The 11,747-nt window shown below is 64.8% G+C and carries 12 protein-coding genes; 5 read left to right on the top strand and 7 right to left on the bottom strand.

Going from position 1 to position 11,747, the window contains the following annotated elements; all coding sequences use genetic code 11:
- The first annotated feature begins 31 nt into the window (after positions 1–31).
- A complete protein-coding gene (gene glgC / locus BH93_RS08295) occupies positions 32–1,246 on the top strand; it encodes a glucose-1-phosphate adenylyltransferase (RefSeq protein WP_037171542.1) in 1,215 nt (404 codons plus the stop codon).
- 68 nt (positions 1,247–1,314) lie between these two features.
- Here glgC and BH93_RS08300 read toward each other — a convergent pair whose 3' ends face one another.
- Entirely contained in the window at positions 1,315–1,926 is a 612-nt protein-coding gene (locus BH93_RS08300) for an O-methyltransferase (RefSeq protein WP_032375949.1), read from the bottom strand.
- A gap of 239 nt (positions 1,927–2,165) precedes the next feature.
- Between BH93_RS08300 and sigE the strand changes: the two genes are divergently transcribed.
- The 4 genes from sigE (at position 2,166) to tatB (ending at position 5,232) form a co-directional block, all read left to right on the top strand.
- A complete protein-coding gene (gene sigE, locus BH93_RS08305; RefSeq protein ID WP_052047749.1) occupies positions 2,166–2,792 on the top strand; it encodes an RNA polymerase sigma factor SigE in 627 nt (208 codons plus the stop codon).
- Positions 2,793–2,808: 16 nt separating this feature from the next.
- A complete protein-coding gene (locus BH93_RS08310; protein WP_032375948.1) occupies positions 2,809–3,135 on the top strand; it encodes a zf-HC2 domain-containing protein in 327 nt (108 codons plus the stop codon).
- An 81-nt stretch (positions 3,136–3,216) separates the two neighbouring features.
- A complete protein-coding gene (locus BH93_RS08315) occupies positions 3,217–4,749 on the top strand; it encodes a S1C family serine protease (RefSeq protein WP_371832088.1) in 1,533 nt (510 codons plus the stop codon).
- A gap of 18 nt (positions 4,750–4,767) precedes the next feature.
- Positions 4,768–5,232 (top strand): Sec-independent protein translocase protein TatB, encoded by a 465-nt coding sequence (gene tatB / locus BH93_RS08320; protein WP_037171539.1) that lies wholly within the window; start codon positions 4,768–4,770, stop codon positions 5,230–5,232.
- A gap of 152 nt (positions 5,233–5,384) precedes the next feature.
- On the opposite strand, the gene BH93_RS08325 is transcribed toward tatB, so the two are convergent.
- The 6 genes from BH93_RS08325 to BH93_RS08350 form a co-directional block, all read right to left on the bottom strand.
- Positions 5,385–6,158, bottom strand: a complete 774-nt coding sequence (locus tag BH93_RS08325) for an amino acid ABC transporter ATP-binding protein (RefSeq protein WP_052064830.1) — start codon at positions 6,156–6,158, stop codon at positions 5,385–5,387.
- Entirely contained in the window at positions 6,155–7,612 is a 1,458-nt protein-coding gene (locus tag BH93_RS08330) for an amino acid ABC transporter substrate-binding protein/permease (protein ID WP_037171536.1), read from the bottom strand. Before BH93_RS08330 ends, BH93_RS08325 begins: the two co-directional genes overlap by 4 nt.
- Before the next feature lie 92 nt (positions 7,613–7,704).
- The gene (locus BH93_RS08335) at positions 7,705–8,841 is read right to left on the bottom strand and encodes an Mrp/NBP35 family ATP-binding protein (RefSeq protein WP_032375923.1); all 1,137 of its coding nucleotides are present in this window, start codon (positions 8,839–8,841) and stop codon (positions 7,705–7,707) included.
- A 61-nt stretch (positions 8,842–8,902) separates the two neighbouring features.
- Positions 8,903–9,775 carry a lytic transglycosylase domain-containing protein gene (locus tag BH93_RS08340; RefSeq protein ID WP_032375922.1) on the bottom strand — a complete coding sequence of 291 codons (873 nt, stop codon included), beginning with the start codon at positions 9,773–9,775 and terminating at the stop codon, positions 8,903–8,905.
- A gap of 122 nt (positions 9,776–9,897) precedes the next feature.
- Complete coding sequence (locus BH93_RS08345; RefSeq protein ID WP_052064891.1) at positions 9,898–10,443, bottom strand: DUF1003 domain-containing protein; 546 nt, start codon at positions 10,441–10,443, stop codon at positions 9,898–9,900.
- A gap of 20 nt (positions 10,444–10,463) precedes the next feature.
- Positions 10,464–11,738, bottom strand: coding sequence for a magnesium transporter MgtE N-terminal domain-containing protein (locus tag BH93_RS08350; RefSeq protein WP_037171529.1), 1,275 nt, complete (start codon positions 11,736–11,738; stop codon positions 10,464–10,466).
- Between the last annotated feature and the right edge of the window lie 9 nt (positions 11,739–11,747).

Raw genomic sequence — 11,747 nt, forward strand, 5'->3', positions numbered from 1 at the left:
AAGGTTCTCTCGGTGCGGATAGGTTGAGTGGGTGAGGACACAACCGCACGTACTAGGGATCGTGCTTGCCGGCGGTGAGGGTAAACGTCTTTACCCGATGACCGCCGACCGAGCCAAGCCGGCCGTTCCCTTCGGGGGCGCCTACCGACTCATCGACTTCGTGCTGAGCAATCTCGTCAACGCCGGTTACCTCCGGCTCTGCGTGCTCACCCAGTACAAGTCCCATTCACTGGACCGCCACATCTCGCAGACGTGGCGGCTGTCCGGGTTCGCCGGGGAGTACATCACTCCGGTGCCGGCGCAGCAGCGACTCGGGCCCCGGTGGTACACCGGCAGCGCCGACGCCATCTTCCAGTCACTGAACCTGGTGTACGACGAGGACCCCGAATACATCATGGTGTTCGGTGCCGACCACATCTATCGGATGGACCCCGAGCAGATGGTGCAGCAGCACATCGACTCCGGTGCAGGCGTCACCGTTGCCGGTATCCGGGTGCCGCGCAGCGAGGCATTCGCCTTCGGGTGCATCGACTCCGACTCCGACGGCAAGATCACCCAGTTCCTGGAGAAGCCGGCTCAACCGCCCGGAACCCCCGACGACCCCGATGTCACCTATGCCTCCATGGGCAACTACGTCTTCACCACCAAGGTGCTCGTCGACGCCATAAAGGCCGACTCCGAGAACAGCGACTCCGACCACGACATGGGCGGCGACATCATTCCGGCGCTCGTCGAAGCAGGCGTCGCGTCGGTCTACGACTTCAACGACAACGTCGTGCCCGGTGCCACCGAACGCGATCGCGGGTACTGGCGAGACGTGGGCACCATCGACGCCTTCTACGACGCCCACATGGACCTGGTGTCGGTGCACCCCATCTTCAATCTGTACAACCGCCGCTGGCCCATCCGTGGATCGGCCGAGAACCTGCCACCCGCGAAATTCGTTCAGGGCGGCTTGGCTCAGGAGTCGGTGGTCGGTGCCGGCTGCATCCTGTCTGCCGCCACCGTGCGCAATTCGGTGCTCAGCTCCAACGTCATGATCGACAGCGGCGCGACCGTCGAGGGCAGTGTCCTGATGCCCGGCGTCAAGATCGGTAAGGGTGCCGTCGTCCGGCACGCGATCCTGGACAAGAACGTCGTCGTGGGTGACGGCGAGATCATCGGCGTCGACCACGAACGCGATCGTGAACGCTTCAACGTCAGCGCCGGGGGAGTCGTCTCGGTCGGTAAGGGCGTCTGGATCTGAGTGCCTGCGGCAGCGGTGCGGTTAGGTGCCGCAGAGGGCACATAACCGCACCACTGCGCGGAGCGCACTCACGCTCTCGACGCGCAGATCAAACCGTCGCCGAGGGGCAGCAGCACGGTGGTTAGCCGCTCGTCCTCGGCGATCGCCCGCGCGGCGGATCGAACGGCCACCGCTGTGGCGTCGCGCTGAGTGGGATCGGCGACTCGTCCACCGAGCAACGCGTTGTGCAGCACCAGAACTCCGCCGGGGCGGAGCAGTCGAACGCTCTCGGCGACGAAGTGTGGATGGTCTGCGGGACTGGCGTCGATGAACACCAGATCGTAGGTGTCGTCGGCCAATCGGGGGAGCACGTCCAGTGCCCAGCCGTTGATCAACCGGGTGCGTGAGGGTGCAATTCCTCCGGCGCGGAACGCTTCTCGGGCCGCGCGCTGGTGCTCAGGCTCGGTGTCGATCGTGGTGAGAACGCCATCGGCGCGCATCCCGTCGAGCAGCCACAGCCCGCTGATTCCTGCGCCCGTTCCGATCTCGACGACCGTCTTGGCCCCGAGCATCTGGGTGAAGATACTCAGAATCGCCCCGACCGACGGCGGTACCGGGGCGGCACCGAGGTCGATGGCGCGCTCTCTGGCTGCGATGAGAACCTCGTCCTCCTGAGCGGAGTCTTCGGCGTAGGCGAGCATCTTCTCGGCGTTGGTCGGCACGCCCCGAGGTTATCGTGCCGGAGGCTCGATCTCACGCACACATTCTCAGGTGCGCCTCAGGTGATTCATACCGGACCCACACGCGGGTCGGTCAGGCTATGGAGGAATCGAAGGTCCGTCTCGATTGCGAAGTGTGAGCTGGAACATCCGAGGGTAGTCGTCGGTTGAGTCAGAAGGACGTACGCAGTCCTGAGCAGGAGGATCCAGCTATTTACAAGATCAACGGCGATCGCGACACCGCGCGTCTACCCGAGTCAGTACCCGCACCCGATGACCTCAGCGGAACCGCAGTGTTCGATGCGACCGGCGAGGACTCCACCATGCCGTCCTGGGACGAGCTGGTTCGCGAGCACGGCGACCGCGTCTACCGACTGGCTTACCGCCTGTCCGGCAACGCTCAGGATGCCGAAGACCTGACTCAGGACACGTTCATCCGGGTGTTCCGCTCCCTGTCCAACTACCAGCCCGGCACGTTCGAGGGCTGGCTGCATCGCATCACCACGAACCTGTTCCTGGACATGGTCCGTCGCCGTAGCCGCATCCGCATGGAGGCACTGCCCGAGGACTACGACCGCGTCCCCTCCGACCGGCCCAACCCCGAGCAGATCTACCACGACGCGCGGCTGGACCCCGATCTGCAGTCGGCACTCGACTCGCTGGCACCCGAGTTCCGCGCCGCAATTGTGCTGTGCGACATCGAAGGACTGTCGTACGAGGAGATCGGTGCGACACTGGGCGTCAAGCTCGGAACGGTCCGCAGTCGCATTCACCGTGGACGCCAGGCGCTACGCGAGTACCTTCGAGTGCACGGGAAGGTCGACTCCGGTCACGCAAGTGTCCACTAGCTACGAGGAGGGTTGGATGACGCAGGCGCGCAAGCCCCGGCAGTTCAGCTCCACCGAACATCTGGCCAGTGAGGCCGTTGCGGCATACGTCGACGGCGAATTGCGGATGCCCGCGTACCTTCGTGCTGCCCACCACCTCGCCGAATGCCCGGAATGCGCGGCCGAGGTCGAGGCTCAGCAGCAAGCGCGCAAAGCGTTGCGCGGGGCGGGTGAGATGTCGATGCCACACTCGCTGCTCGGCCTGCTCAGCCAGATCCCGTCGTGCGCCGGCGAGGATCGGCCGGCCCACACCAAGCGAACCTTCATGTCGTCCGTCGCCGCTGTGCGTCGTCGCCGACGCTGACGACAGCGAGATCTGCCCGACTCCTCACCTGCATCGAGCCGAGCCGACCGCTCGAGTGATACTGAACTCTCACACCGACGTATGCGAGGGGTAACCGGACGCGTGACATCGAATTCGACCAGCACCGAGACCGCAGGCACCGACCCGTCGGATTTCGAGGCCGCGCAGAACGGTCCGGAAGGTCCACGGTTGCCACCGCGTCCGGTGTATCGGCCCTCCGTCGATCCGGTGTCGGCTTCCGTGTTCGGACGTCCCGAGGACGTCGACGGCTCGTTCTCTCCGCGCCGGCCCGGCGAGCAATTGCCGTCGCGTGTATCCGTTCGACCACCCGATCCGATCCTCGCCGAGGCATTCGGACGTCCTGACGACGCTCAGGAATCGCTCCAGCGTGATCCCGACGCCCACGACGACGGCGACACCGCCGCGTCGGAGCCGGCCGATCCGTGGCGTGATCCTGCGTCCCGGGTATCTCTCGGCAGCGCAGCGGTCGATGCTCCACCACCTCCTGTGCTTCCTCCCGGAACCAAACTCGGTGTCCGCGACGTGTTGTTCGGACGGTCGGTATCGGTTCGAGCTCTCGTCGTACTGGGTGTCCTCGCACTCGTCATCGGCTTGGTCGGTGGCCTGTTCGGTCGCCTGACCGCCGAGGTGACCGGCGCACTGACCAGCCAGAAAGTGACACTGACCCAGTCCAGCGGTGACGACATCCCGCGCGGGCAGATCAGCAAGGTCGCCGACGCGGTCCTGCCGTCCGTCGTGTCGATCCAGGTGACGCTCGGAGAGACCGGGGGCACCGGCTCGGGTGTCGTGATCAGCGGTGACGGCTACATCGTGACGAACAACCACGTGATCTCCCTTGCCGCGTCCGACCCGGACAACTCGACACTCGAAGTCACCTTCTCCGACGGCACGAAGGTGCCCGGCCGCATCGTCGGCCGCGACACGAAGACCGACCTCGCCGTCCTGAAGACCGAGGTCGGCAACCTCACCGAGGCCCAGCTCGGTAGTTCCGGCGACGTTCGCGTCGGCCAGGACGTCATCGCCGTCGGCTCGCCCCTGGGATTGAACAAGACGGTCACCTCCGGCATCGTCAGCGCGCTCGACCGTCCCGTCGCGTTGTCGGGCGAGGGCACCGACACCGATGCGGTCATCGATGCCGTACAGACCGACGCCGCTATCAACCCCGGTAACTCCGGCGGCCCGCTCATCGACTTCGAGGGTCGCGTCATCGGCATCAACTCGGCGATCCGAAGCGAGAGCGGCGGATCGGTGGGCTTGGGCTTCGCGATTCCGGTCGACGAGGTCACCGAGGTGGCACAGAGCCTGATCCGGGACGGCGTCATGAGACATCCGGACTTCGGCATCAACGCCCGATCGGTCATCAACGACACCTCGGCCGGTGCCGAAGTCGCCAACGTGCGCACCGACGGCCCGGCGCAGCAGGCCGGAATCGTCGAAGGGGACGTCATCACGAAGGTCGGCGACCGCGCTGTGGGAGATGCGGACGAACTGGTGGTCGCGGTGCAGGAGACCACGATCGGCCAAGCGGTACCCGTGCAACTCGTCCGTTCGGGACGGCTGGTGGACGTCTCCGTCACGCCGGTTTCGGACTGACGACGTAGGCTGGCAGGCGTGTTCGGCAACATCGGTTGGGGAGAGCTCGTAATCCTCCTCGTAGCAGCTCTGGTCATCCTCGGTCCGGATCGCCTTCCCGGCGCCATCAGCTGGGTGTCCAAGTCCATCCGCCAGGTCAAGGACTACGCGAACGGCGCGAGTCAACAGCTCAAGGACGAGCTGGGTACCGACTTCGAGGACCTTCGCAAACCGCTCGCCGACCTCAACCAGCTCCGGGGCATGACGCCGCGTGCGGTGATCACCAAGCACCTGCTCGACGGCGACGATTCGATCTTCAAGAACCCCTTGGACGACACCTTCAAGGGCAAGCCCTTCGACACCAAGCCGAAGAACCTCGGCGGACCGACGCCACAGAACGGTGTGCCCTCGAGCAGTACATCCGGGAGTGCCGTGTCGATGAGCAAGAACGAGCCGAAACTCGCGGCGGGCGATACCCCGCCGATCGACGCCGACGCCACGTAGACGCACCCTCAGCCCGCCCGCCAGGCCACCCCGACTGCTGGTACCGACCGACCTCCCGCCCCGGGATGAATGTGGGATTCAGTCGCTCTGAGTGCAACAAAGGCGCATTGATCCGGGACGGGGGGGTAGCGGGCAGACGGGGGGCGGGCGAGCTAGAGCACCTTGTTCAGGAAGTCCTGGGTACGTGGGTTCTGTGGGTTACCGAACAACTCGTCGGGGGTTCCCTCCTCGACGATGACGCCCTCGGCCATGAAGATCACACGATCCGCGACTTCACGTGCAAAGCCCATCTCGTGGGTGACGACGACCATCGTCATACCGCCCTTGGCGAGGTCGCGCAGCACCTGCAGTACTTCGCCGACCATCTCGGGGTCGAGTGCGCTGGTGGCCTCGTCGAACAGCATGATCGACGGGCTCATGGCCAATGCTCGCGCGATGGCGACGCGCTGCTTCTGCCCGCCCGATAGGTTGGCCGGCTTGTAGTCGGCGCGCTCGGACAGGCCGACCTGTTCGAGCAACTTCGCGGCCGACTCCTTCGCCTGCGACTTCGACATCTTCTTGGTCTCGACGGGCGCGAGCATGACGTTCTCGAGGGCGGTCATGTGCGGGAAGAGATTGAAGTGCTGGAACACCATGCCGATGTTCTGGCGCACCTTGTCCAGGTCGACGTTCTTGGCCGTGAGGTCGGTGCCGTCGACGACGACCGATCCGGCAGTGATGTCTTCGAGCTTGTTGAGGCAACGCAGGAACGTGCTCTTGCCCGAGCCCGAGGGGCCGATCACACAGACCACTTCACCGTTGGCGATCTCGGCGTCGATGCCCTTGAGAACCGTGTTGTCGCCGAACGCCTTCTGCAGGCCCTTGATCGAGATCTTCGTTCCCGGACCATTGTCGACCGGCAGGTCCTTGGTCAGTTCGGTGCTCATTTGTTGATCCTCTTCTCGAGCCGGTTCGACAGCTTGGTGAGAGCCATGATGATGATGAAGTACAGGACGCCGACGATGAGCCACATGTTGAACGACTCGAAGTTGCGCGCGATGATCAGACGACCCGTCTGCGTCAACTCGGCGAGGCCGATGACCGAGAGCAGCGAGGTGTCCTTGAGCGTGATGACGAACTGATTGATGTACGACGGGATCATCGTGCGTATTGCCTGTGGCATCACCACTTTTCGCATCGACTTGAGGTAGCTGATGCCGAGGCTGCGCGAGGCCTCCATCTGTCCCTTGTCGACGGCGAGGATGCCGCCGCGGACGATCTCGGCCATGTAGGCACCGGCGTTGAGCGAGAGCGTGATGATGCCTGCGGTGAACGCCGACATCTGGAAGTTCAGCGCCGCGGGCACACCGAAGTAGATGAAGAATGCCTGCACCAGAAGCGGTGTGCCACGGAAGATGTCGACGTAGGTGGTTCCGATTCCACGGAGCACGATGTTGGTCGAGACGCGGAACAGGCCGAAGATTCCGCCGAGTACCAACGCGATGGCGATGGAAATGACAGTCAAGACGATGGTCAGCCACAAGCCTTTGAGCAGCAACTGCCAGCTGCTGGCGATCAGGCCGGGGATGGACGTGTCTGAGGTGGAGGCGTCGGCGTTGAGGTAGGTGTCGAGAATCTGGTCGTACTGGCCGTTGGCGCGCAGGTTCTCCAGGCCGGTGTTGAACTGCTCGAGCAGCTGCGCGTTGGTGCCCTTGGCGACGGCGAATCCGTAACTGGCACCGGCTTCTTTCTCGGTGACGGTCTTGAATCCGTTGCCCTGGGTGATGCCGTAGGCGAGCACGGGGTAGTCCTCGAAGGCGGCCGCCGAGTTGCCGGTGCGAACTTCCTCGAACATGGTGGCCGAGTCGTCGAAACTACGAATGGTGAAGCCGTACTGATCTGCGATCGACGCGGCGAAGGTGGCGCCCTCGGTGCCGTTCTTGACTGCGACGGACTTACCGCGCAGATCCTCGTAGCCCGTGATCTCGTCGTTGGAATCCAGAATTGCCATCTGGACACCGGAATCGAAGTACGGCTCGGAGAAGTCGAAGGTGGCCTTGCGCTCGTCGGTGATCGACATGCCGGCGATCATGCCGTTGAACTGGCCGCTGGTGACGCCCTGGAGCGCGGTATCGAACCCGACCTGCTCGACGGTGTAGTCGAAGCCTTGATCCACCGAGATCGCCGCCAGCAGGTCCATGTCGATTCCGACGAGTTTGCCGCTCTCGTCCTGGAATTCGAACGGTGCGAACGTGGTGTCGGTCGCGATCGAGTAGTTCTGCGCGGGCGGGGCGGGTTGTGCGGATGCCAGGCCAGGGCCGAGCAGCGATCCCAGCAGGGTCATCATCAGGGCGATCAGAACCGGAACGACGACCGGCCTGATCCGATGCGGCTTCTTCATGAAGGCCACTCTCTATCGACAGTAGGATTGAAGGCAAATCCTAAGGCTTCTACCCTGTTCCCGACGTCGTTTGTCGGGTATAACCGTCGTTTCTAGAGCTTGCGGGCCGAGTCGATTCCGAGCGACATTCCGACCAGTCCACGTTCGCGGACTGCCAACTTTGCGGCGACGGCCTCCAAGGCTTGTGCCGCAGGCGATTCCGGGTTGCTCAGTACGATCGGCATCCCGGCGTCACCACCCTCGCGGACGGCGGTGTCCAGGGGAATCTGGCCCAGCAGGGGAACGCTGGCACCGACAGCTTTCGTGAGTCTGTCCGATACGTCCTGTCCGCCACCGGATCCGAAGATGTCCATGCGGGTGCCGTCGGGCAGTTCGAGCCACGACATGTTCTCCACGACGCCTGCGACGCGCTGGCGGGTCTGCAGGGCAATTGCTCCGGCGCGCTCGGCAACCTCGGCCGCGGCCTGCTGCGGAGTGGTGACCACGAGGATCTCGGCACTCGGAATGAGTTGTGCAACAGAGATTGCCACGTCTCCGGTGCCGGGGGGAAGGTCGAGCAGCAGCACGTCCAGGTCGCCCCAGAAGACGTCGGCCAGGAACTGCTGTAGTGCGCGGTGCAACATCGGTCCACGCCATACGACGGGGGTGTTGCCCTGCGTGAACTGGGCGATCGAGATGAACTTCACGCCGTGCGCCTGCGGCGGCATGATCATCTTCTCGACCTGGGTCGGCCGCGCGTCGTTGCCGAGCATGCGGGGCACGGAGTGACCGTAGATGTCGGCGTCGAGCACGCCCACCGACAGCCCACGAGCAGTCAGTGATGCCGCGAGATTGACCGTCACACTGGACTTGCCCACGCCGCCCTTGCCCGACGCCACCGCGTAGACGCGGGTCAGGGACCCGGGTTGCGCGAACGGGATGATGGGCTCGGCGGAATCGCCGCGCAGAGACTTGCGCAGTTCGGTGCGCTGCTCGTCGTTCATGACGTCGAGCTCGACTGTCACGGTGCCCACGCCTGCGACGTCGGCGACGGCGTTCTTGACGCGATCGCTGATCTCGGTCTTCATCGGGCAGCCGGAGGTGGTGAGGTAGATGCCGACACCGACGGAACCGTCGGCGGATACATCGATGCTCTTGACCATTCCCAGATCGGTGATGGGTTTGCGGATCTCGGGGTCGATCACCTTCGTGAGCGCGGTCCGAACGTCGGATTCGGTCAGTACAGCCATTGCCTCATGCTAGGCGGTGGGCACTGCGTCGATGGACAGCAGGGCAGGCGCGGACACCCGATCAGTGAATGCGCGGGAGCTGGTCCGACGTCGGGACGATGCCGGTGGCGTATCCGGCCGACCATGCCAGCACGTTCGCCACGTAGGCCATCGAATTGTTGTAGCGCAGGATCGCTCTGGTGGTGGATCCCAGGTCACGCATGTTGGTGCCGTCGTCGCACAGGTACATGCCGGTGGCCAGGGCTGCGTCGTACAGATTCTGTGGGTCGGAGACTCCGTCGCCGTTGCCGTCGGCGTGATACAGGTTCCACGTCGAGGGCAGGAACTGCATCGGTCCCACTGCGCGGTCGTATTGGGTGTCGCCGTCGAGTGCGCCGCCGTCGGTGTCACGGATCACCTGATTGCCGGCGAGGGTGCCGTTCAGAACCGGTCCGAGGATGGGCTCGTGCAGCTCGCCCGAGTCGTCGACCTTGCCGTTGTTGGCGTGGGTGGACTCGACGCGGCCGATGCCGGCGATGACGGTCCAGCTGATGCCGCAGCCGGGCTGCTGCTGGGCGAGGATCCGCTCGGCGTTCTTGTAGGCGGCGACGTTGACCACCGGAATCGCGATGGGGCTGACGGCCAGGTTGGTGGGGAGCTCCGGTGTGGGCGGGATCTCAGGGACCGGCGCGGGTGCAGGGACCGGTGCCGGTACCGGAAGCTCGGCCTGCGCCACCGGCTGAGCCTGTTGGTCCTGAGTGATCGGCTGCGGGGTCTCGACCACCGAGTTCGATTCCTGCGCTGCAGGCGAGGTCTTCGCGCTGACGAACGGAATGTATTCCGTTGCCCCGGCGCTGGTGGCGGCGGTGACGAGTCCTGCGGGGACGAGACCTGCCAGAGCAATCACCGAATTCCGTCGAACCTTGGAAGTCGATGCTTTTCTGTGACGACCCACGCGTGCTGTACCTCCTGATTTCCCCGGACGACGTCCGGGGCCCGAGCTGATGACCGGGATCGAGGGTACCTGATTCGAGACTGTTCTGTTATCGGGCTGTTATCAGCGGCGATGCCGTGCGGTCAGGGCAGCGGATCGTTATCGGACGCGTCCGGCGCACCGGCATCGTCCTGCACCCGCGCGGCTGCCTTCTTGCGTGCTTTCTTCGGCGATGTGACCGGCTGACCTGTTGCGTGCTCGAGCAGTGCCTTGATCTCGTCGAGTTCGCGGCGCAGGTAGTCGCGGGTGGCGACCTCACCGACGGCGATGCGCAGCGCAGCGAGTTCGCGGGCCAGGAATTCGGTGTCGGCTTTGGTCTGTTGGGCGCGAGAGCGATCCTCCTCGAGGGAGACGCGGTCGCGGTCGTCCTGCCGGTTCTGGGCCAGCAGAATCAGCGGCGCGGCGTAGGCGGCCTGAGTCGAGAAGGCGAGATTGAGCAGGATGAAGGGATAGGGGTCCCACTGCAGATTGACCGCAACGACGTTGAGGAAGATCCAGACGATGACGATGCCGGTCTGAATGGCCAGATAGCGCCCCGTGCCGAGGAATCTGGCGGCTTTCTCGCCCGACTTGCCGAGATCGAAGTCGAGATTGACGTTGAACATCCGCGATCCACGCGGAGTGTCCATTCTCTGGCGTGCTGTTTCTTTCACTGTCCCGCCACTTCCTGATCTCGCCAGTCCTCGGGCAGCAGGTGATCGAGGACGTCGTCCACGGTCACGGCCCCGACCAGGTGGTCCTCGTCGTCGACCACCGGGCCGCAGACGAGGTTGTACGTCGCGAAGTATCGCGTCACGGCGGTGAGGCTGTCGTCGGGGGACAACCGCGGAAGGGCGCTGTCCACCACTCCGCCGACCAAGCTCGCCGGGGGTTCTCGCAGTAGCTGCTGCAAATGGACGCAGCCGAGGTACGGGCCGGTCGGTGTCGCGGTCGGGGGCCGCACGACGAACACCAGGGAGGCCAGCGCAGGCGTCAGGTCGGGGTTGCGCACCCGGGCGAGAGCCTCGGCCACCGTCGTCGACGCGGTGAGAACGACGGGTTCGGGGGTCATCAGACCACCGGCGGTGTCGGGGGAGTGCTCGAGCAGGCGACGGACAGGCGCGGAGTCCTCCGGATCCATCAGGCGCAGAAGCGATTCCGCTTCGGTCTCGGGCAGCTCGCCCAGGAGGTCGGCGGCGTCGTCCGGGTCCATGGCCTCGAGCACGTCGGCACCGCGGTCCACACCGAGGTAGTGCATCAACTCCACCTGATCGTCGTCGGGCAGCTCCTGAACGACGTCCGCGAGCCGCTCGTCGTCGAGAGCTCGCGCCACCTCCATGCGGCGCTTGACGGGCAGCTCGCGCATCGCGTTCGCCACATCGGCCGCGCGAAGATCCTCGAACTGCATGAGCAGTTGCGCCACACCCTGATCGGGCATCGACAGCTCGTTCTGTGTGAGCCCCTGCACGTGCTGCCAGTCCACGACGTGGATCGCGCCGCGGCGCGCGAGGCGCTGACGCTGCTTACGCACAGCCACTCGGGCGACCACCCAATCCCTAGTTCGGGTGAGCTCGAGACCGAGGTCGACGACGATCGAATCGGCGTCGTGCAGCTCGTCGAGCTCGGGGTCGTCGACGCGCACCTTGGAGTCGAGGATCTGCGCGAACACCAGGATCTCGTTGGCGCGCTGGGTGAATCGACGCAGACTGACGTTACCGGTCGTGAGTTGAACGGAGTTGGGCTCGATGCTGGTCACGCGGAGCATCGGCACGAAAATTCTTCGGCGAGTTGCCAATTCGACCACCAGGCCGAGAACTCTCGGTTGCGCTCTGCCGACGCGCATCGAGATGACCACGTCGCGAACCCGGCCGATCGATTCGCCGTCGGGGCCCAGGACGCCCAGGCCTGCGAGCCTGGCCGCGAATACCTTGCTCAGTGCTGCCATGATGGCAAG

It is taken from the genome of Rhodococcoides fascians A25f (genome assembly GCF_000760935.2).
Classification (GTDB): Bacteria; Actinomycetota; Actinomycetes; order Mycobacteriales; family Mycobacteriaceae; genus Rhodococcoides.